This is a genomic window from Bacteriovorax stolpii (assembly GCF_002872415.1).
Taxonomy (GTDB): Bacteria; Bdellovibrionota; Bacteriovoracia; order Bacteriovoracales; family Bacteriovoracaceae; genus Bacteriovorax; species Bacteriovorax stolpii.
In genome coordinates this window covers 1,456,092-1,478,110 of record NZ_CP025704.1, presented here as the reverse complement: position 1 = coordinate 1,478,110, position 22,019 = coordinate 1,456,092, and the positions used below count along the sequence as shown (strand labels likewise).

The 22,019-nt window shown below is 42.5% G+C and carries 19 protein-coding genes; 11 read left to right on the top strand and 8 right to left on the bottom strand.

Annotated elements, in window-relative coordinates; genetic code table 11:
* Positions 1 to 34: 34 nt before the first annotated feature.
* Genes C0V70_RS07390 through C0V70_RS07380 form a run of 3 tightly spaced genes read left to right on the top strand, consistent with a single transcriptional unit; the run spans position 35 to position 3,121 of the window.
* Positions 35 to 1,390 (top strand): alpha/beta fold hydrolase, encoded by a 1,356-nt coding sequence (locus tag C0V70_RS07390; protein WP_102243225.1) that lies wholly within the window; start codon positions 35 to 37, stop codon positions 1,388 to 1,390.
* Complete coding sequence (gene lipA / locus C0V70_RS07385) at positions 1,377 to 2,348, top strand: lipoyl synthase (protein WP_102243224.1); 972 nt, start codon at positions 1,377 to 1,379, stop codon at positions 2,346 to 2,348. Before C0V70_RS07390 ends, lipA begins: the two co-directional genes overlap by 14 nt.
* The gene (locus C0V70_RS07380) at positions 2,345 to 3,121 is read left to right on the top strand and encodes a lipoyl protein ligase domain-containing protein (RefSeq protein WP_102243223.1); all 777 of its coding nucleotides are present in this window, start codon (positions 2,345 to 2,347) and stop codon (positions 3,119 to 3,121) included. Before lipA ends, C0V70_RS07380 begins: the two co-directional genes overlap by 4 nt.
* Here the strand turns inward: C0V70_RS07380 and C0V70_RS07375 are convergent.
* Positions 3,090 to 4,442 carry an HD-GYP domain-containing protein gene (locus C0V70_RS07375; protein WP_102243222.1) on the bottom strand — a complete coding sequence of 451 codons (1,353 nt, stop codon included), beginning with the start codon at positions 4,440 to 4,442 and terminating at the stop codon, positions 3,090 to 3,092. The genes C0V70_RS07380 and C0V70_RS07375 overlap by 32 nt on opposite strands.
* A gap of 140 nt (positions 4,443 to 4,582) precedes the next feature.
* Positions 4,583 to 6,628, bottom strand: a complete 2,046-nt coding sequence (locus C0V70_RS07370; RefSeq protein ID WP_102243221.1) for an alpha-ketoacid dehydrogenase subunit alpha/beta — start codon at positions 6,626 to 6,628, stop codon at positions 4,583 to 4,585.
* Positions 6,629 to 6,865: 237 nt separating this feature from the next.
* On the opposite strand from C0V70_RS07370, the gene fbaA reads away from it, so the two are divergent.
* From fbaA to C0V70_RS07355, 3 genes are all read left to right on the top strand, one after another.
* A complete protein-coding gene (gene fbaA, locus C0V70_RS07365; protein ID WP_102243220.1) occupies positions 6,866 to 7,891 on the top strand; it encodes a class II fructose-bisphosphate aldolase in 1,026 nt (341 codons plus the stop codon).
* Between the two features lie 90 nt (positions 7,892 to 7,981).
* On the top strand, positions 7,982 to 9,433 hold the full coding sequence (locus C0V70_RS07360; protein ID WP_133566765.1) for a hypothetical protein: 1,452 nt from the start codon (positions 7,982 to 7,984) through the stop codon (positions 9,431 to 9,433).
* A gap of 18 nt (positions 9,434 to 9,451) precedes the next feature.
* Entirely contained in the window at positions 9,452 to 9,805 is a 354-nt protein-coding gene (locus tag C0V70_RS07355; protein ID WP_102243218.1) for a hypothetical protein, read from the top strand.
* On the opposite strand, the gene C0V70_RS07350 is transcribed toward C0V70_RS07355, so the two are convergent.
* The 3 genes from C0V70_RS07350 to C0V70_RS07340 are packed head-to-tail and all read right to left on the bottom strand — an operon-like array spanning position 9,802 to position 13,703.
* Entirely contained in the window at positions 9,802 to 10,251 is a 450-nt protein-coding gene (locus C0V70_RS07350; protein WP_102243217.1) for a DUF4442 domain-containing protein, read from the bottom strand. The genes C0V70_RS07355 and C0V70_RS07350 overlap by 4 nt on opposite strands.
* A complete protein-coding gene (pepN, locus tag C0V70_RS07345) occupies positions 10,251 to 12,848 on the bottom strand; it encodes an aminopeptidase N (protein WP_102243216.1) in 2,598 nt (865 codons plus the stop codon). Before pepN ends, C0V70_RS07350 begins: the two co-directional genes overlap by 1 nt.
* 24 nt (positions 12,849 to 12,872) lie before the next feature.
* Positions 12,873 to 13,703, bottom strand: coding sequence for a DUF2797 domain-containing protein (locus C0V70_RS07340; RefSeq protein WP_102243215.1), 831 nt, complete (start codon positions 13,701 to 13,703; stop codon positions 12,873 to 12,875).
* A gap of 102 nt (positions 13,704 to 13,805) precedes the next feature.
* On the opposite strand from C0V70_RS07340, the gene C0V70_RS07335 reads away from it, so the two are divergent.
* From C0V70_RS07335 to C0V70_RS07320, 4 genes are all read left to right on the top strand, one after another.
* Positions 13,806 to 14,576 carry a hypothetical protein gene (locus tag C0V70_RS07335; protein WP_102243214.1) on the top strand — a complete coding sequence of 257 codons (771 nt, stop codon included), beginning with the start codon at positions 13,806 to 13,808 and terminating at the stop codon, positions 14,574 to 14,576.
* Positions 14,577 to 14,706: 130 nt separating this feature from the next.
* On the top strand, positions 14,707 to 15,969 hold the full coding sequence (spt, locus tag C0V70_RS07330; RefSeq protein ID WP_243733602.1) for a serine palmitoyltransferase: 1,263 nt from the start codon (positions 14,707 to 14,709) through the stop codon (positions 15,967 to 15,969).
* Positions 15,970 to 15,974: 5 nt separating this feature from the next.
* Positions 15,975 to 17,102, top strand: a complete 1,128-nt coding sequence (locus C0V70_RS07325; RefSeq protein WP_102243213.1) for a hypothetical protein — start codon at positions 15,975 to 15,977, stop codon at positions 17,100 to 17,102.
* Positions 17,102 to 18,091, top strand: a complete 990-nt coding sequence (locus C0V70_RS07320; RefSeq protein WP_102243212.1) for an NAD-dependent epimerase/dehydratase family protein — start codon at positions 17,102 to 17,104, stop codon at positions 18,089 to 18,091. Before C0V70_RS07325 ends, C0V70_RS07320 begins: the two co-directional genes overlap by 1 nt.
* 1 nt (position 18,092) lies before the next feature.
* Here C0V70_RS07320 and C0V70_RS07315 read toward each other — a convergent pair whose 3' ends face one another.
* The 3 genes from C0V70_RS07315 to C0V70_RS07305 all read right to left on the bottom strand — a co-directional run bounded on the left by C0V70_RS07315 (position 18,093) and on the right by C0V70_RS07305 (position 21,018).
* Positions 18,093 to 19,535, bottom strand: coding sequence for an ATP-binding protein (locus C0V70_RS07315; protein ID WP_102243211.1), 1,443 nt, complete (start codon positions 19,533 to 19,535; stop codon positions 18,093 to 18,095).
* 62 nt (positions 19,536 to 19,597) lie between these two features.
* Positions 19,598 to 20,398, bottom strand: a complete 801-nt coding sequence (locus tag C0V70_RS07310; protein ID WP_102243210.1) for a phosphatase PAP2 family protein — start codon at positions 20,396 to 20,398, stop codon at positions 19,598 to 19,600.
* Between the two features lie 2 nt (positions 20,399 to 20,400).
* Positions 20,401 to 21,018 carry a sterol desaturase family protein gene (locus C0V70_RS07305; protein ID WP_102243209.1) on the bottom strand — a complete coding sequence of 206 codons (618 nt, stop codon included), beginning with the start codon at positions 21,016 to 21,018 and terminating at the stop codon, positions 20,401 to 20,403.
* A gap of 48 nt (positions 21,019 to 21,066) precedes the next feature.
* On the opposite strand from C0V70_RS07305, the gene C0V70_RS07300 reads away from it, so the two are divergent.
* Positions 21,067 to 21,783, top strand: coding sequence for a hypothetical protein (locus C0V70_RS07300; RefSeq protein ID WP_102243208.1), 717 nt, complete (start codon positions 21,067 to 21,069; stop codon positions 21,781 to 21,783).
* Positions 21,784 to 22,019: the final 236 nt, after the last annotated feature.

The following is a 22,019-nucleotide window of genomic DNA, read 5'->3' as shown; positions in this document are numbered from 1 at the left end:
GGCATTCTCTCCTGAAAGTCTCTAAAAGAGACTTATGAAACTTCTAGCTTTCACTCTAGCCTCATTTCTCCTGGCCGGTAAAACCTTTGGTTTCACCTTAAATCCCGTTTATAAAAATGGCCTGGAAGTCTGCCAGGAGCATACCGAAGAGAGATCTGGTGAATTCTTCCGCTACACTTCTGTCCCGGTCAATTACCAAAACCCTCTTGCCGGGCAAACCCTGATTTACTCGTATCTAAAAAAAGCTTTTAACCCCAAATTACCTTCAGTCATCTTTTTTACCGGAGGGCCGGGAGTATCTTCGCGCTCCAGCGAATTTGCTCTTGAGCACTACAACGTTATTTTTTTCGAACAGCGTGGAATTTCTTGCTCAAGACCCGCAAGTGAAGAACTTTTTCTCGATCCAACATTTTACAGCACTGAAAACACGGCCAGAGATGCCGCCCTAGTGGCACGCGCCTATGGACTCTCTTTGGTTTCGGCCTATGGACACTCTTATGGCACCGTGGCCGCCACGGTATTTGCTTCATTTTATCCGGAGCTAGTGAAGTCGCTGGTTTTAGAAGGCGTCGTCTACAAGGCCGATAAAACGCTTTGGCGCGATCCCAAGAAGCTGCGTTTGATTCAGGATTTTTTCAACCAACTCCCGGTTGAAATGAAAAGTAAGATTCTTAAACTTTCAAATACCCCGGGAATTCCTGCAAGCTGGTTTTCAAAAGTGGCCAACATGATGATGTATCTCAACAACGGTTTGGGATCGTATCAAAGTTTCTTAGAGCAGGTTCTTTTAATGGATGAAGAAAGTTTTAGCGGCTTTATTCATAGCTTTTATGGAAATCCCGAAAAACAGGAAGAAGAATTTAGCTTTGGCGATGTCACAATGGGCATGATTGGTTGTCAGGAAATGAGCATGGCCGACACAACATTATCCATGGTCTCAGTCTTTGCCGGAGAGCAGCTTACTAGTAATCTAGTCAACGAAGACCAACGTAACTTCTGCGCACCTTTAAATATTTCGCACGATCAAAACCGCATCTACGATGCCAAAAAGTATCCAGTTAGTGTACCGGTCTCTTACCTCCTAGGTGAGACAGATGGAGCGACTCCTCTTTATCAAGGCCTTGCCCATTTTAATCAGGTGGCAAAAGGACAAAAACAGGCCCTTATTCTTCTAAAAGGTGGCCATTTGCCTATGCTAGATCTTTTAAAAGAAAATCGTTTATGTCATGATCCGGAAGATTGCCAGAAACTCAGTCAGAATCGCGCTGCCACTCAAGTTATCGAAAGATTACTCTCTGGACAGATGCTCAAACAAACGGAGCTGGAAGATTTTAATGGCAGTGGTGAACTTAAATGGAAGTCCTTAGAGAACTACAATGAGCAAAACTGATTACAACTACGAAGACGAAAAAAGAAAAATCCTTGAAAAAAAAGTTCGGGCCCAGCAAACCTTCACTAAAAAAATAGAAATCGAAAAAAAGCCGGAATGGTTTAAAGTGAAGCTTCCCGGAGGTGAGAATTACCGGGAAGTAAAAGCAGAATTGAAAAAAAACAAGCTCTGGACTGTCTGTGAGGAGGCTGCTTGCCCGAACTTAAGTGAGTGCTGGGCCGCCAAGACTGCAACGATAATGATCTTAGGCGGGACATGCACACGAGCTTGTAAGTTCTGCCACGTCGACACTGGCAATCCTGGGGGCAAGTTGGATCTTGACGAAATTTCCAACGCTGCAAAAATGGCCCAGGTCATGAATCTAAAATACCTGGTTGTGACTTCTGTAGACCGAGATGATCTCGAAGATTATGGTGCTTCCCATTTTGCCAATGTCGTAAAAGCGATCAAACAAAGCAACCCTTCAACGTTAGTTGAAACTCTTGTCCCAGATTTCAATGGATCACAAAAGCACATGCACACGCTGGCCCAAAGCTCCCCTTTCGTCATTGCCCAAAATGTGGAAACAGTAGAGCGCCTGACTTATGATGTCCGAGACCGCAGGGCCGGCTATCAACAAACTTTAAAATGTCTTGAGTTCTATAAAAATCATTACCCTGATATCAGTACTAAAACCTCACTAATGGTTGGCCTGGGGGAAACAGTTGATGAGCTCATCGCTACGATGAAGGATTTAAGGGCCATAGATGTAGACATCATCACATTCGGACAATACCTGCGCCCGACGAAAAGACATCTTCCAGTCCTAGAGTATTATCACCCATCGACATTTGAAATGTTAAAAGATAAGGCCTATGAGATGGGCTTTAAGTTTGTCGCCTCAGGTCCATTGGTCAGAAGTAGCTATAAGGCTGCCGATTATATGGAACATTTAAAGGCCCAGGGACATATGAAGTGAAAATTTTTGAAGGCATAAACCTCGAAGAGTTTTCCTTAACTCTAAAGGATATCGAAATTCATGGATCAACTGCCGTCATCGTAAAAAAATCCTGGCCATATGAAATCGCTCATTCATTCCAGGAACTCATGATAGAAAAAATTTACGAGCATCCCGATGAATCGCTGTTGATTTTTTGTAACCATCCCAGTTGCCTGACTCTGGGAAGAGGACTTCAAAAAATGGCCAATGATCAAACTCAACTTATTGACTTTGATCCCTTATTAGAAGAGCAGCTACCTTTAAAGATTCACAGGATCAAAAGAGGTGGAGGTATTACCTTCCACCATGAAAAACAAATTGTTCTCTATCCGCTGATTTCACTGGATCATAAAAAATATAAAGTTTTTGATTTTATGTTATTGGCCTTGGCCACAATCAAAAATGTGCTGGAAAAAAAATATGGACTCCACTCACTTGAAGTAAGATCCGACTTACTGGGGCTGTGGGCAAAACAATTTAAGCTCGCCTCTATAGGACTCTCTACACGAAAATTTGTTACATACCATGGATTGGCCCTGAATTTGGGCGAAGATCAAAAAATCCAGGAAGCATTTGGCCTGATTTTCCCATGCGGTCTACCAGGAAGCACTTATTCAAACTTAAGCACTCTTATGCAAAAAGAAATTTCATTCGAAGATTTACAACCGGATCTAATGTTTGAGTTCCTCAAATCCGTAAATGATTCAAGCTCCTCAAAAGCTACAGTGGAAGATTCACTAACGTTTGAATGATCTTAATATAAGACGGCGACACAAACTCCTCTATCAGCTTAGGAATAATGAGCTTCATTTCCACTTTCTCTTTTTTATCCGTCGTCGCTACAAAAATTTCAACAAACGCTTCAGCAATCAAGAGTACTTTAGAAAGAGGTGAAAGATCCTCAGGGTACTTATTGGCAAAACCAGAACCTTTTTTCATCCCGTGGTGGTGCTTAATCAAAACGTCTGCACCCATCGGGCAGCGTTTATAAGTCACAACTAACTCCGCCGCTAATTTAGCGTGGTTCATAATGATGTCTTTTTCTTTTTCAGAAAGGGCCGGATTATCTAACAGCGCCTTTTCATATTTAAGCTGCGGGTGTTTTAAATAAATCGGAGAAAGATAGATATCGTGGAAGAAGAGTACAAAGTTAATCTTATCAGACTGCCCTTCTCCTCCCCATGTAACGTTTTTGATAATATGATTGGCCACGTAGCTGCTGATCATCGAGTGCGTGAAGATGTAACCACTTTTGTTACTTAACATAGTGGCCAGCAGCCCTTTTAATTGAGGGTTGTCTTTTACAACATCAGACATAACCTTAGCTGAAGCAGTGGCGATTTCGGCCATCTCCTGCCTGATTTCCTCTGTTGAGAATAAATTGGCGGCCGCAAATTCAAACCCGTCGTTAAGCACTTCAACTTTTTTATCTATCGACATGCCTGAGCTATTTTTTAAGGCCTCAGTGATACGCTCAATGAGTTTTAAAGAGACATTGTTAACCATGACCAGGCGGTCAGTGCTGCGGACGAAAATGGTGTCTACCCCGGTGGCCTTGGCGTTTTTGATACTCTCATCAATCGTGTCATCACGACGGGCAAGCATCTTGTATTGAGAATCAACCGAGAGATACAGGTTACAAGGAGCTTTTGTCAGCCCTTCAACTGGCGCCATTGAAATCGGATAATAAGCACCCATCTGCATCTCGGCCATTTGTTTGGCCGTCACTCCTAAAATAGAAGCTGATTTTTTGAGAATTGATTGGATATTATAACGAGAAGAGACAGCAAATGTTTTACCATCGATATCCGTGTCTTCATCCCCTCCAACTCTGATAAAAGGAGTCTTCACTCCATAAGAGCCGCGGTATTCGTTAATTTCTTTAAAAGCATCGCGCTTATTGATGGTATCTAATGAGATGATGAGATCGAAATTTTTCTTCGCTTTATGAATGGCTATCCCCGCCTCAATCGTCGTGACAAGTTCGGCCTTGGTAGCGAGATATACTTCCAGATTCATGACGTATAAAGTGCTTAGAAATTCATTATCACAGATGACAAGGGTTTTACTCATGAGCGAGATCCATCTCTAGAAATTACATAAATAAGAAATATCTAAAAAAGGATAACATAAATTAGTAAATGAAAGTGATTGGGAAGTTTTGACATCGCCCTTCTGGACTAATCTCCAAAAGGGCGACGAAATTGATTAACTTAGTATTTTAGTAGATCTAACATTCCTTGGTACACGCGGTCTGTGTTTGGCAGAATCGCACGCTCAAGAATTCTGTTGAATCCAACAGGAGTGAATGTAGAACCTACGCGCTTAACTGGCGCATCAAGGTGCTCAAATGCTTTATCGTTAATGATTCCTACTAACTCCCCACCGAATCCACCGAATACTTTATCTTCGTGGACAATTAAACAGCGGTTTGTTTTCTTGATTGAATTGATAATTGTCTCTTCATCAAGAGGAATAATAGAACGAAGATCCACGACTTCTACGTTGTATCCTTCGCCTGCTAGTTTTTCAGCAGCTTCAAGACACATGTGAGTTGTGTTTCCGTAAGTGATAACTGTTAAGTCAGTCCCTTCTCTTCTTACGCGTGCTTTTCCAAATGGAACTTCGAAGTCATCAGGAACAACGGCCATCGCTTGTTTTGAGTTGTATAGCGATTTTGGTTCCAGATAAAGAGTTGGTCCTTTTGATCTGAAAGCAGTTCTTAATAATCCAGCTGCATCGTCAGCAAATGACGGAACAACGATTCTAATCCCTGGGATAGCGGCTAGAGAACCTTCAAGGTTTTGTGAGTGGTATAGTCCCCCACCAATGTATCCACCAGAAGCTAGACGGATAATAACGTTCGGAGAGAACGCTCCATTTGATCTCCAGTAGTCGTGAGACATCTCGATGTATTGTTCCATTGCCGGCCAGAAGTAATCAGCAAATTCTGCACCTTCAACACACACGCGGATGTCGTCTCTGAAGCGAGAGAAACCGTTTGCAGTCCCAAGGATAAAGTCTTCAGCGATTGGCCCGTTAAAGACGCGCTCAATTCCGAATTCCTGCTGCATTCCTTTTGAAACGTTGAAGATACCGCCCTTTTCTTTGTTGGCCATATCTTGTCCCCAAATGAATGTATTTGGGTTGTGACGGAATTCTGCTTTAAGTGTTCCGTTGATAGCGTCGATGAATTTTGTCTCTTCACCAGATTGGTTGTGAGTTCCTTCCGGGTATTTTGTCGACACGTATGACTCTGGCCATAGGTTATCAAAGATTGATTCCGGAGTTGGGTTTGGTGCTTTCATCGCTTTTGTGTGAGCGTCTAAAACGACCTTTTTTTGTTCTTCATCAATAGCGTTTAGTTCTGCTTCAGTGAAAACTTTTGAGCTCAATAGTTCTTTTCTGTACGCCAGGTATGGATCCTGAGCTTTTGCGGCCGCTCTTTCTTCTTCATCGCGGTACCATTCGTGTTTATCAGAGTTCGAGTGGTTTCCGATACGAACACAGTCTGCGTGAACGATAACCGGCTCACATTTTTCAATCGCGATTCTTCTTGCTTCTTCCATCGCTGACATAGAATCGAAAACATCTTTTCCGTCACAGTGAATGATTGTCAGGTTTAGGAACCCTGAGAAGTTATCAGCAACTCGCTCGTTTGCTGTCTGATCTCTTTTTGGAACCGAAATCCCGTATCCGTTGTCCTGGAAAACGAAAACAACTGGAAGTTTCTCACAAGAAGCTCCGTTGATAGCTTCGTAACAGTACCCCTCAGATACAGATGATTCACCTTGAGAAGAGAATGCTACACCTTTGTGTTTGTATCTCTTCATTGCACGGGCAACACCAACAGCGTGAAGTGTGTGGTTACCTGTACAAGATGAAACGTTGTGAATCTTCCACTCTGGCTTAGCAAAGTGGTTAGACATGTGACGTCCACCAGAAGCTAAATCTGTCGCCTTAGAAATACCGTTAAGGATAATTTCTTCAGCAGTGATTCCAGCTGAAACAGCTGTCAGCATATCGCGGTAATAAGGGAAAAGATGATCCTCTCCTCTTACAAATGTTTGTCCGATAGCTAACTGGATTCCATCGTGGCCGGCGTATGGTGCGTGGTAAGACCAACCAACCGCTTGTTTTAAATAGTTTGGAGCGCGCTCATCAAGCATACGACCAAGAGTCATAAGCTCGTACCATTTTTTCAGCTCAGCTTTTGGTGTTTTTTTCGCAGAATATTTCTTTTCTACTTTTTTTAGCATAGATACCTCAAGTCATAAAAAATTATGGAATTTCGATAGTAACAAATTTACAGAAAAAATGCACCCCCAGGTGCATTTTTATATCGCATAAAAAAGTTAGACACGAATCTTACTTTTTAAGAGTTCTGCAAAGACAGAAAAAATGTACCTTACAAGTGCATTTTTATAGCGAATAAGAGACGTAAAAGATAAACTCTTTCCCAAAAGAGTTCTGCAAATAAGTACCAAGGAGATATAATGCCAGTCGCCACACCTAAACAATATAAACAAATGCTAGAGAGAGCAAAAGCCGGCGGGTACGCATATCCGGCCATTAACGTGACTTCTATGTCGACTGCCAATGCCGCACTAAAGGCCTTCGCCGATAAAAAGTCTGATGGTATCATTCAAGTGTCTACGGGAGGCGGGAAATTCGCTTCAGGACAGGGCGTGGGAGATATGGCACTAGGGGCTATTTCTATTGCTCAGCACGTGCACCTGATGGCCGAAAAATACAATGTTTTAATCGCCCTTCACACAGATCACTGCCACCCTCAATACGTGGAGAGCTTCATGCTTCCGCTAGTTGCTGAAACAGAAAAAAGACGCGCAAAAGGTCTTCCAAATTTATTTAACTCACACATGTTTGATGGTTCGGAACTTCCATTAAACGAAAACATCAAAAAATCAAAAGAACTTCTTGAGAGATTTGCAAAAAGCGAACTTATTCTTGAAGTAGAAACTGGTGTTGTTGGTGGAGAAGAAGATGGTGTTAACAATGAACATGCTCCAGCTGATAAACTTTATACAACTCCAGAAGAAATGGTAGAGATCGCAAAAGCTCTTCGCCCTATTGGAACATTCATGTACGCTGCTACTTTCGGAAACGTACACGGTGTTTATAAGCCAGGAAACGTTAAACTTCGCCCGACAATCCTAAAAGATGGTCAGGACGCTGTTAAAAAAGCTTTCGGAGCTGAGGCAGAACACTTTTTAGTTTTCCACGGTGGATCTGGAAGTGAGCTTTCTGAAATTCACGAAACTCTTGGTTATGGTGTCATTAAAATGAACATCGATACTGACACTCAATACGCTTACACAAGACCAGTTGTAGACTTCATGCTGAAGAACTACGACAAAGTTTTAAAAGTAGACGGAGAAGTTGGATCGAAAAAACACTACGACCCTCGCGAGTGGATGAAGTCTGCTGAGAAAATGATGACAGAAAGAATTGCCACTGCTTGTGACGATCTAAAATCAACTGGAAAAAGTTTACTTCAATAATATCTTATAGTTGCCCCCCTCTTTTGAGACTCTCCTCGGAAGGGGGCAATTTTCTTGAACCAAATCAACCTCTTATGTTTTAATAATTGGATGAAAATTAAAACACTGATCCTCGCTTCAATTCTCTTCTCATCAACAACTCTTAAAGCGGAAAGCTTCATGGCCATCATGGGTGGCGGTGGTGAGCCGCAAGGGAATTCGACAATTTTTGACAGCACGATGAAAACCTTGGGAAAAAATCTCAAAGGAACTGATTGGCAGTATCAAATTTCATTTAATGGAGGCCACGCGGATACAGAGCAACTTATGAGTTCTGAATACCCTACTCCAGTTGCGCCTGTTTCAAACTTCACTCCAGAAAATTACAAAAAAATGATTGAAGAATACAAGGCCCGTATTCTTCTTGGCGATATTAAATCCGGCGACCAGCTCATGATCATCATGAACACTCACGGAGCCGCCAAAGTAGGAAATAAAAAAACTCACTCTGTCGCTGCTTCCGGTGGAGCGGCCACCGATCTCAATAATCTTTCAGGAACAAAGCTCGTGAGCATGGATGATTTGGAAGAGTTGGTTAAACTTACCAATGAAAAAGGCATCAGGCTTGGACTTGTTGACTTGAGCTGCCACTCGGGAAATACGATGGCGCTCAAAAAGGATGCCCCTAACACATGTATTATTACGGCCACAGGGCCAAATCATTACGGATACGCCGGCGACAGTGCTTTTTCTGGTCAATTGATGAAAAACCTTAAAAAAGGAACGACATTAGAAATGGCCTTTTTGAATGCGCGCGCTGACACCAGAGATGCTGCTTACCCTATGATTTCCACTGACGAAGGTGAAGAGATCACAGCGGAAGTTTATGCTAGTATCACTCCTTACCTTTACTACTATGATCCTAAAGCTGATAAGCTGACAGATTACATGCTCAAGAACTCAAGTGACTGCATTACTTGCGTGAGAGATCAACAATTCACTGCTCTCTTTAGTCAGATCGACAGGCTCCAGGCTGCGGCCAGAGGAACCAAAAAGGGATACAACGGAGAAGAATTAAAAAAACTTCTTCTCGACTACAAAAGACAACAGGATGAAATCTTAAGAACGGCCAATTCGATTGGAGCTCTTGCTGTCAATAAAAAGGAGGTTTTCTCCGCTCCGATTATGCTCAATGGTAAAAAAGTGAGAGATTGGTCTGTCGATTTTACCTGGGAACAAATGTTAAATCTGGAACCAGACAAAACGCTGGCAAATCTTGCAAAATACCGCGCCGATAAAAAAAGATCTGCGCTGGAAATAGCCCAAGACGATGCCATTTTTCAGGTATGGACTCAAATCAAGAAAAAGCAACAGGAAATCATCACTAACTTCCCGAACTTAAAAACAGCAAAAGAAGATGGAAAAAAACTTGTTCAGCAAATCGGAAACAACCGCGACACTGCTGAAAAAATTGCCTTACAAGAAAAGAAATTCTACGATGAACTCTATCGTCAGAAACAATCAATGAATGTCGATGATCCTTGTCGTAAAATTGTTTTTTAATTTAGGAACTCAGATCTCATGAAATATTTTCTTCTTTTCCTTCTTCCAGCATCATTAAATGCTGCTATCATCACTGAGTGCGGAGAGTACACCGCCAAGGGTGTCGTGCGCGCCAAAGAAGATGGAATCAAACTCATCGTCAACGAAAAGACTCAATCTGAATACGTCATTAGTATGCCCAGGCTTGAGCAGGGTAAAATCGCCGGACACATCGATCGCGATGTAACGGTTAAACTCTTACTGGATAAATTAGACGGGCAAAAAGGAGTGACAGAGAATATTATCTCGATTGATTTTCGTATCCCCGATCCTCTTAAACCTGGAGACACAGGTTTTACGCTGGATAAAAAAACACCTTGTAGAAAAAACTAGAGCTTCTTTTTGATGTAGATCGTTTTATCAACTTCAGCAATCACATTGCCTTCATCGTCTTTGATATAAACAGTAAGTACTGGTTCGATTTTATGTTTGCCTTTTAATTCTTCTTTATAGCCTTCAACCTGCTCACGCGTTAGCCTGAATTGAGCAAAGACTTTGGTCGTTCCAGGTCTTTTAAACCTGATACTCGCGGCCTTATCCCAGACGATATAACCTCTTCCCAAAAGCTGAATCAGCATCAGCATATAAAAAGGATCTGTCATCGAGTAAAGAGAGCCACCATAGGCCGTTCCCACATAGTTGCGGTTCCAGAATCTAAGCTTCAGTGAAACATCCACTTCGAGAAAATCATTTGAGACATGGTCAATACGAATTCCGGCCCCCCAAAAGGGAGGCCAGAAGTTCATTATTTTAAAAAGGATTTTTTGTCTGAAGTTCATTAGCCTAGAATTTTAGAAACGATCTCGTAAACGTTTTTAGAAAGCCCATCAGTCTTGATGATTCTCTCAAGCTCAGGTCTCATCAGGTCTTGAAGCACTTTAGGTGTGCGCTTGAAATCCTTAAAGCCCGAAGCTAAACGTGAAGCTACCTGTGGGTTTAATTTGTCCAACTCTAATAAACGATCTGCAATCAATTTATAGCCACGTCCAGATGGGTGGTTAAACTGCACCTTGTTTGTCGCTACAAATTGCCCAAGAAGTGCACGCACTAGATTCGGGATCGTGCGGTCGTACACGGCGTCTTTTTCCAGCTTCAAGATAGCATCGTATGTCGATTCATCAGAAGCACTCGCCTGCACTGTTAACCATTTCTGCATAACTAATGTTTCATGCTTCCATTTATCGTAGAAAGCTTTCAGCGCTTCATCTTTATGAACAGAGTTCGCATGAACAATTGTTGTCAACGCTCCGATTTCATCTGTCATGTTCGTTGCTGCTTTAAAGTGATCGAAAGCAAGTGAGTTGTACTTGCCACCTTCCACGTATGAAAGAAGATCAAGACACTTATTCTTCAGGTCACGTTGCCCCATTGATTTCGGGTCCAGCTTATATTCTTTTTGTTCAATTGATTTATAAAGTTTTACCAAAGTATCCTGGTGAGCTGTCGCCAGAGTCTTTTTAACAAATGTGCGAACGGCTTCAGTTTCCGGGTAAGCGATCTCAGCCTGCTCCTGGTGAAGAACTCCTTCTCCCGGGATTGACATTGAAAGCGCCTTAAATGCCTCATCAATTGTGTTGTCGGCCAGGATTTTTCCAAAAGCTTCAACGTACTTTGAATTCAGTTCAAATGTTCTCTTTGCTTTTGCATCTTCAATTAAATCTAAGATGAGTTTTGTCGAGACAACTTGAGCAGCTTCAAAACGGTTAAACGAATCTGAATCGTGGGCCATTAAGAATAACTGTTCATCAAAAGTTAAGTCAGTTGTTAACTTAACTGGTGCAGAGAATTCGCGGTTAACTGAAGCAATTGGTTTTGAAGTGATGTTTTCAAAGACGAAGTCCTGAGTTGTTTCTTTTAACTCAAGAACTTTACTCGCGATATCTTTTCCAGTGCTGTCAATTAATCCTACTCTCACAGGCATGTGATAAGCTTTTGCATCTTTTGGCGCGTTTGCCGGAAGAGTCTGAGTCAGTGTCAGCGTAAAACGCTTAGCTGCTTCATCGTACTTCGATGTCGCTTTTAATAACGGTGTTCCATTTTGGCCGTACCAGTTTTTAAACTGAGTAAAATCGAAGTTATTATTGGCCACGCTCATCGCATGGATAAAGTCTTCTGTTCTTACCGCTTGTCCGTCGAAAAGTTCGAAATACTTATCCATACCTTTTCTAAATCCATCAACTCCTAGAAGTGTCTGGATCATGCGGATAACTTCGGCCCCTTTCTCATAGATCGTTGCTGTATAGAAGTTATTAATTTCCATATACGTCGCTGGCTTAATCGGGTGAGATGTTGGCCCTGCATCTTCAGCAAACTGAGCTGCACGAAGACCCATCACCGATTGGATTCTCTCGACACTTCTTGAGTTCATGTCAGCAGAGAATTCCTGGTCGCGAAATACTGTTAAGCCTTCTTTAAGTGTTAACTGGAACCAGTCACGGCAAGTGATTCTATTACCTGTCCAGTTGTGGAAGTACTCGTGACCGATCACTGATTCGATCCCGTAGAAGTTTGTATCTGTCGCTGATTTTTGGTCAGCAAGAACGTAAGCAGAGTTAAAGATGTTTAGACCTTTATTCTCCATCGCCCCCATATTGAAAGCATCAACGGCCACGATCATGTAGATATCAAGATCGTACTCAAGACCAAAACGGTCCTCGTCCCACTTCATTGATTTCTTCAGTGACTCCATCGCGTGGTGACACTTATTTTCATTTCCTTTGTCGCAGTAGATTTCTAAAGCAACGTTACGCCCAGATTTTGTTTTAAAAGTGTCTTTAATAACCCCTAAGTCTCCAGCGACAAGAGCATAAAGATAAGCAGGTTTTTTAAATGGGTCTTCCCAAGTCACGAAGTGCTTTCCACCTTCAAGGTCTCCGCGAGCAATCGGGTTACCGTTAGAAAGAAGAATTGGGTAAAGTTTTTTATCTGCTACGATTTTTGTCGTGAACTTCGCCATGTTGTCCGGGCGGTCAACGTAGAAAGTGATTCTTCTGAATCCTTCCGGCTCGTTTTGTGTACAGAAGATCGTTCCTGATTTGTATAGACCATCAAGAGTTTTATTGGCCTCAGGGTTGATTTCGTTTTCAATCATCAGTGTGAACTCAGCTGGAACTTTATTTAAAGTCAGTGAGTGATTTTCTGTTGAGTGAACATAATCAGTGTATGTTTCGTTGTTAAGCTTAATTGATTTTAAAACCAGCTCTTCTCCGTTAAGAATCAGAGGTGTCACTTCATCAGTGTTTCTCTTGATCTTCATCGTCGACTGAACCAGAGTTTTTGTATTGTCTAAGTGAAGAACTAAATCGATTGTTTCAACCAGGTAATCAGGTTTTTTATACTCGCTTAATTTAATCACTTTTGGTGCGTCAGTTTTCATAATCAAATCCTCATTCCAATATATTTAGTGTTCCAGATGAACCTTGTAGCCAGTATGGCTTCTTATGTTGATAACACCAACATCAAAAATTAAGTACTGCCCCTTGATACCGAGGAGCTTACCGCCCACGACCTCTTGTTTATCAAAAGACATGGAAGAGACTTTTTCTGGGTAAGTCAGTACCGGGTATTCAATATCGATGACGTCTTCGTTTTCCAGGATGCTTACGTGGTCACTTCCAAACTTGCCTTCCAGGTCATCGAGATCATCGCCAAAAAGTTCAAAAAGTTCATCGCGCTTTGCTTGCAAATCGATTTCTTCCGGCACGCCCTTGAGCATCTTGCGCCAATCTGTCTTATCGTTGATCTCGCTCGAGAGAAGCTTTTCAAAAACCCCCGACTGGTAGCGAGTCCCCACTTTTAAAATCGGAAGGGCCTGTGTCGCTCCCTGATCAATCCAACGGATAGGAATCTGAGAGGTTCTTGTGATCCCTACCTTAAGCCCTGAAGAATTGGCCAAGTAGACGTAATGAGGGATCATACAGTTCTGAAGACCCCAATCCGGCTCCCGACAAGTCCCTCTTTCAAAGTGACAGGTTTCAGGTCTAAGAATGCACATATCGCACTCAGCGAGCTTGATAGAACAGGGGTAACAGTAGCCGCCAGAATAGCTCTTGGCCGTCTTTTTCCCGCAGTTCGTGCAGTTAATTTCCTTGTGATAGATAAGCTTTAGGTCTTTTCCGATCAGGTCGTTAAAAAGGACTGGGCCTTCCGGAGTCAAAAGCTTATAAATGGCCTTGCCATCCAGGAGCTCAACCTCCATCTTATCGAGATTAAATCCATTCAATGTACTCATGACCCCGGATTCTACTCAACTATTAAGGTAAAGTCACAAAAATTAAGGGCTTCCCATGGACTAGGATTAAAGTTTAGGCCGCAAGTTGTCGATTGTTTATTTATGAGCGAGAAAAAGGACCCAAACAAGAAACATTACTTTCAAATCGCCTCTCATGAAGATTTTATTGAGACGATGAGCATGCATTGTACCCTTGAGGACTCTCCGCCGCTTACTATCTGGGAGAAGGGCGAATCAGAAGAAGAGGCCGAAATTTACGAGGCCGTTGAATACTTCCCGAACCCGAAAATTATCAAGCTTAAGCCAACTGGAAAACTGATGACGAAAATCACCGGTAGCACCAAGGCCGGCAAGCAGGTTCTGGTTAAAATCCCTATTGAAGATAAGATCAACTACTTTACCGGTGGACGCCTGAAGTTCCATCCGGAAGACCTGACTTATTCATTAGAGATCCAGCAAGACATTTATAAAAGCCAGGCCCGTGGTAACTTCCGTCTGGCGGCCAGCGACGTTATCCCTATTCAATTTAAAATCGACGACCAGGTTTTTGATGCCCTGGATATCTCAGTAAGTGGAACCAGCTTTACTATTGAGCAGGCCGAAGTCGAGCGCTTTGCCAAAGGCAAGGTCTTTACCGACTGCACCCTGCGCTTTGACCGCAAAAACTACCACATCCCGACAGTTCAAATTGCCGTTCATATCCCACTGGCCGACGAAGCCGGCAAGCCAAGTGGCCGCTTTAAAGTAGGGATCTCATTTAAGGGTCTACCTAGAAAAACCGAGGACGAACTCTACATCAAAATCTCGACGGAAGCCCGTGGTGAGGAGATGAAGAAAAAGTTCGATACCATCCTTTCCAAGAAGGCCGAATAGGTCTCTCCTATCCCAATGTTATTAAGCCCTTTAGTTACTTTTAACGTCCTACTTTGGTCCCGATATTATTTTCATACAGGCCTATAATTAATTGACGTAGAAGGCCTAGAGGAGTAGTTTTGCCGATACTATGAAACACAATTTACAAGACAACCTCCAGGGCGAGCAAATGGCCAATACTAACTCTAATGGCGGCAAAAAACCGTTTAGTGATGCAAAAATCATTGAACGCGCCAATCTCCTACGCGACAACGATCTATACTTCTTTTTTAGAGCAATCGAAGAAACTGAAGCATCTACAGTAACTGTAAAAGGTAAAAAGCAGATCATGATTGGATCTAACAATTACCTAGGCCTTACTCACCACCCAGCTGTTAAAGAAGCTGCGATTAAAGCAGTAGAAAAATACGGAACAGGTTGTACAGGATCACGTTTTTTAAACGGTAACCTTAATATCCACGAAGAACTTGATGAAAAACTAGCGGCTTACCTGGGACATGAAAAAGCGATCGTTTTTTCAACTGGTATGCAAGCAAACCTTGGTGCGCTTTCGGCAATCTGTGGTCCAAAAGACTTAATGCTGTTTGACTCTGAAAACCACGCTTCAATCATCGATGCTTCAAGACTTTCTCTTGGAACAACTTTCAAATACAAGCACAACGATATGGCCTCTCTTGAAGAACTTCTTGAGAGCAATATGTCTCGCTTTAACCGCGTCATTATCGTTGCTGACGGTGTCTTCTCGATGACGGGTGATATCCTTCGCCTTCCGGAAGTTGTAAAACTAGCTAAAAAATACGGCGCTTACGTCTATGTAGACGATGCTCACGGTCTAGGGGTTATGGGACCTCAAGGTCGCGGGACAATGGCCCATTTCGACGTAACTAAAGACGTAGACTTCAACATGGGGACATTCTCTAAGTCGTTTGCCTCTATCGGTGGTGTGATCTCAGGATCAAAAGATGCTATCGATTATGTTCGTCACTCTGCTCGCTCGTTCATGTTCTCAGCTTCAATGCCACCAGCTGCTGTTGCGACAGTTTCTGCGTGTATTGATGTGGTCCAAAACGATGAAACAATCCTTAATAACCTTTGGTCTAACGTTGAATTCATGAGAAATGGATTCAAAGAACTTGGGTTCTTTACTTACGGGTCTCAAACTCCAATCATCCCGCTTTTCATCGGTGACGATATGAAAGCTCTAAAGATGACAAAGTGGCTTGAGTCTAAGGGTGTCTTCTGTACTCCGGTTCTTCCACCAGCAGTGCCTAAGGGAGAAACACTCATCAGAACAAGTTATATGGCCTCACACAACCGTGAAGATCTATCGACAGTTCTTGAAGTGTTTGCCGAAGCGAAGAAAATCTTCGATATCCCTAACCACCTTCACTAGAACTTATGAGCAAAATCTTCATCCGTGAAATTGAGCTCTCGAATAAAAAAGATTTAAACGCTTTTATAGATCTCCCTTGGGAGATCTATAAAAATGATCCTCACTGGGTGCCTCTCTTAAAGATGGCACTTAAAGACCTCTTAAATCCAAAACACCCTTTCTATAAAACTGCTGACGTCAAAGCGTGGCTTGCTTACAAAAACGATAAGGTCGTCGGAAGAATCATGGCGATTCACAACCACACTTATAATAAGCACGAAAACAACAGCGTTGGACACTTTGGTTGTTTTGAGTCCATCGAAGACCTTGAAGTGGCCCAAGGGCTAGTTAATGTGGCCGCAGAGTTCCTGAAGAAAAAAGGACTCACAAGTATGCAAGGCCCGATGAACCCGGGAACAAACTATGAGTGCGGCCTTCTAATCGACAAGTACGACGATGCTCCACAAATCATGATGACCTACAATCCTCCTTATTACGAAACTCTTTTTAACGAAATGGGTTTTTTTAAAGCGATGGATCTTCTTGCCTACAATATTTCTCCAGACATCAAACTACCGCAGATCATTGTGGACATTGCGGCCAGAACAGAAAAGAAATCAAAAGTCACTTACAGAACTGTTGATTTAAAAAACTGGAAGAAAGAACTCGAAATTATTTTTGAAATTTATAACTCTGCCTGGGAAGCTAACTGGGGATTCGTTCCTATGACGAAGGCGGAATTTGATCATACGGCCAAAGACCTTAAGGCCATCGTCGACCCAACACTTATTCAATACGCAATGGTGGACGGAAAAGAAGCTGGGTTTATCTTAGCTCTTCCAGACCTCAACCAGGTTTTTAAAACGATCCCAAGTGGTCGCTTAGGCCCGGTCGCAATCTTTAAACTTCTGACTGCCAAATCTCGCATCAACCGCGCACGTGTCATCATGATGGGAGTCAAAAAAGAATACAGAAAAATGGGACTAGAGACTCTGCTTTATAAAAACTTGCAGGTTTCTATTCAACAAAACTCGCGTATCAAAAACGTCGAGCTCAGCTGGATTCTGGAAACAAATGTGGAAATGAACAAGCCACTCATCAGAATGTCAGGCCCTGCTTACAAGCGCTACCGCTTGGTTGAAAAGGCGCTCTAATGAAAATTCTCGTCACCGGCGCCAGTGGTTTTGTCGGCGGCCACCTTATTGAAAGACTTCTAAAAGACGGACACGATGTATTTGCTCTGGTGAGAAACCCAAAGAAACTTGCGATTCCAGCGCACGAGCGTCTGCAAGTCGTTAAAGGAGACCTCGACCAGGATAACTTGTCGTGGGTAGAGACTCTACCTGCTGATTTAAATACATGTGTGCACACTGCGGGAATCGTCCACGCCTATCGCACCGATGAATTCTACCGCGTAAATACAGAAGGCACGCGCAACTTAGTTAATAATTTAAAAAAGAAGTACACCTCCCTGCACTTCGTTCTCATCTCTTCTCTTGCGGCCGCAGGCCCTAGTGCCGGCACTGAAAAGAGAAATGAAAACGACATGGATCTTCCAGTAAGCATTTATGGAAGATCAAAAAAACAGGCAGAAGAAGTGCTTAAAGAAGCGGCCCCTAAAACTTTTGACCTGGCCGTTATCAGGCCTCCCATGGTTATCGGTCCCCGCGACGCTGCCGTTTTAGATATTTTTAAAATGGTTCAAAGCGGAGTGATCCTGCTTCCAGGTTTTGGCTCAAAAGAAAAACTCTACAGCTTCGTTTGTGTTTTTGATTTAGTGAATACGATTGTCAAAGTGATCGAAGAAAAAAAGACGACTGTTTACTACAGCTCTCACCCGCAGGTCGTGACTTTTAACGAGCTTATTTTAGAGATTAAAAAGCAGCTGAAGAAAAACTGGTTGATCTATCTACCGATGCCACTTTTTTTAGTAAAACTCCTGACCATCATCCTGGATTTCATTTATAAGCTCTTCCCACACCCTCTGCGCCTGACTCCAGATAAATACCATGAATTCGCTGCCACAAACTGGACGTGTGATGGAGCAAAAACAGAAAAAGAATTGGGGCAAGTTTATAACTATGACATCGAGAGAACGATCACTGTGACTTTAATTGATTATAAATCCCGAAACTGGATTTAAATTATTTTCCTTCTTTTAAGCGAATCTGAAACCAGAATGTACTTCCCACATTCACTTCACTATCAACTCCAATCATTCCACCCATTAAATCAATGAGGCGCTTTGAAATTGAAAGACCCAGCCCGGTTCCACCAAACTTGCGAGTCGTGCTTTGGTCTTCCTGGCTAAAAGCTTCAAACAGATTCTCCATCTTGTTTTTATCAATACCAATCCCAGTGTCCTGAACTTCAAAACGAAGCAGGGCCGCACTATTGTTGCGGTCAATGATATCCAGGCGAACATGGACTTCTCCTCCTTCCGGAGTGAACTTAATAGCATTGTTAATCAGGTTAAGAAGAATCTGCTTAATCCTAAATGGATCACCTTTAAAAAGATAATTTTCTTCCAGGGCAAAATACAATCTCAGACCGATAGATTTTTTCTTCGCTGAAAGTGAAAGAATTCTCTCGCACTCCTGAAGTACATCAATCATATCAAAGTCGAGAGTTTCAAGCTCCAGTCTTCCCGCTTCAATCTTCGAGAAATCCAGGATGTCGTTGATGATAGAAAGCAGTGAGTCTGCTGAAAGCTTTGCAGTCTCTAAGTTATCTCTTTGGTCTCCTGTTAATTCTGAATCCAGAGTTAACTCAGTCAAGCCAATAATGGCGTTCAGTGGAGTCCTGATTTCATGGGACATCGTCGATACGAAATTTGATTTAGCTTTTGTCGCAAGCTCGGCCTTAATGATCTGGCGTTTTAACTCCAGGTCGCGCTCGTTAATCGCACGGATGGCCACGTTGAGTGCCTGGGCGATTTGCTGGAACTCAAGCACGTACTCTTCTTCTACCTGGAACTGGTAGTTACCTTCGGCAATCTTCTTAGAGCCTTCTACAATTCTGTTAACTGGCTCAGTGATGGTTTTCTTTAAACGCCACAGGATAATCAGACCGAAGCCCAGACCGACTAAAAAGAATGAAAAACCTAATTTAATAATTAACCAGGTCAACTCATCGTTAAACTTCTGAGTTGAGTAGATAAATTCGATGCTTCCGATTTTTTCGTTATTTCTTTTGATATCGCCGGCATCAAGAAAGCGGTTCTTTGTTTTTAAAAGTTCCTTGAACTCAATTCCCGCGACAGAGTGGTCGCGGCTTTCAACCAGGATGTCACCGTATTCATCGAGAACGCGGACAGCGATGATCTGATTGTCGTCGCGAACGAATGTTGAAGCGGCATTTTTAATGTTATTGGTGTCTACTGTCCAGATCGGATCAGCAAGAAGGCTGGTCGCAATTTGCAGGTTAGATTTTTTCTGCCAGGCGATTTTTTCTTCATTACTTTTAATCAACGCCTTTGCCACGATAAAACCAAGAAGTGAGATCATCAAAAAAATGACCGCAATAACGCTAATAATCAGCTCTTGCGTGATACTCAGCTTTTCAAAAAAATTCTTCGACTTGGTCATAGTATTAGCGTAGCACCTTATGCGCCCTTTCAAAATTTAAGAAAACAAAAAGATTAAAAAATTTACCAGTCAAAACTAATCATCGGCCCGAGCACTCCCTCATAGGTGGTGTAGCCAATTCGGTAGGTGTCGAAAATAGATTTATAGGCGGTGTCAGTATCCTGGTACTTACCCGCTTTTCTTACACCTTCGGCGGCGAAAGCTGTAAGAAAAAACCCCCCGACCACGTCGGAAAGGTAGTGCTTCCCATCTCTGATTCGCTGAAACGATGTCGCCACAAAAAGGGCCCCGGGGACAGCTGCCCAATAAGGTCCATAAAATTGAAGAGTCTTTAATGTCAGGGCCGCATAAGGAACCACATGTCCTGAAGGGAAAGATGACTTTCCTCTAAAGTTGGTTTCCCACTTTGAAAGTTTATCTTTTTTTGGTCTTTCATGAATATCAACCACACTTAAGGCCGCTGATTCAACCAATGCCAGGTACATCGTGGCAAATGTTTCTTTGGCAAATTGAACGGACTTGGGATTGTCGTACTTAACTCCCAAAGAAAAGGCCGCAATAGGAACAATAGGAAAACTAAGCACAGGGGCCAGGTCACTTGCGACCTGCATGTATTTGGGAATGCGCTTTTTCATTTGGTTATGAGTGATGCGTTTGTCTTCTTCAAACGAATACCAAAGTGCTGGCACGGCCGCTCCTGCATAGTACAGGTTATTTTCCGCTCTAAACTGCATGTAAGAGCCTTGATAAAGCAAAGTCACCGAAGACTTTAACCCTTCCCAATAAGTGTCTGCCGTTAGGTCTGCCGCTGAAAGATTTTTAGAAAACAAAAGAAACAAAAGTACGTAAAGAGCGCGTTTCATGATCAGTGATGGTCCTTAGGTCCTGTTGTTGTTTTAAAAACGTAGTCCCAAAGAGGAGAGCTTACGCCGTACTTGCTTCGCTCACCAGAGTAGTGGTGCTGAAGGTGGTATTTTCGAAGGTACTTCCCCACTTTTGATGTCATCGCAAAGTGGTGAGTTGCATAGTGGATGTAATCGTAACAAAGGTATCCGACCATAAAATAGGCCATGATGACGCCCAGGTATTTATCCGGGAAAAACAGGGAGAAAAAACTCCACAGGAGGAAAAAAATTAATATTGCTGGAACCGGTGGCATCACCAGTCTCGTCGGGTCTTGAGGGTCATCGTGGTGAAGACCGTGGAAAAGGAAAACAAAATATTTTCCCGCGCGGCTTTTAGCGTCCCAGTGAAAGACATAACGATGAAGAATATACTCCATGAATGTCCAAAGAATTAAACCGAAGAAGAAAAGAAAAACAAACTCAGAACTTGATACACCTTTTACAGTTGCTCCACGATAGAGTAAAAACAAAATGACCGGTGTCCATAAGACCAGCGGCACGATCGGGTGAACGTGAGTAAAGGATTCAAGGATAGGATTCTTAAAGATCCTGATAGATTCGCCATTGTGCTTTTTCATGGCCCTATAATTATAATAAAAGCTCTCGTCTGTAAATTAAGGCGCCCTATGAAGACTTTCTTTTTTACACATTTTTTTGCCCTTTTAGTTACTCTGTTCTCCACTAGTTACAACACCTTTGCGGGCACAACTAAATTAGACATCAAAAGCGAGCTCTCAGACGCTGAGATTCGTCAGCTTGAGGGGCGTGAGTTTATCGTCAGGACTAAGGACATCCCGGGCTCGTCTTGGCCGGAAATCACCTATTACGCCTTTATCAATGCCTCTCCACTGGAAGCTGTAGGGCTCTTTGCCGCTTACGATATTCAAAAGGACTACACACCTAATTTGTTAAAATCCACTCCGGTCAAACACGTCAGTCCAACCGATGTTCAAACGGAGTACGAGCTCCACATTCCTTTTCCTCTCTCCAACGCCAAGTACATTCATGGCGCAAAAATTTTTAAGCACGCTGATGATTATGAAGTTCAGTGGTATATGGTGGAGTCATCTTCGAGTGAAGATGTACGCGGTGGTGCTTACTTTCAAAACTACAATGGAAAAACTCTTCTTCGCTACCGCACGTATGTAAAACCGAAATCTATCTTTGGAAGCTTCGTAAAAAAAGTGATGTTCAAGGATGTTGAAAAATCTATCGTCGCCATTCGCACCTTCATTGAAAGAACTGTGAAGGAAAATCCCACTTTAAGCAGTAAATATTCTGAGTTTATAACTCGTGCTCTTCGTGGTGAATTTGTTTATCAGACTATTATTGATAAAAAATAATACCCGAGAAAACGCACTTTTATTGCTCCAATCTTAGGACTAATTTTTTGCCCCTGTGATCTGTAATGAACAGTTACGAGCACTTGCAAAGGGCCTTAAAAATGGTCCGTTGGATGTCAGAAAATTGTGATGAAAAGTAAGAAAAAACAGCTATCTAAAAATGTAAACGCACCATAGTATTTATCCATAGAGACAAACGGATACACGTTGATGGTCGACGACTAGAAATGGATTTT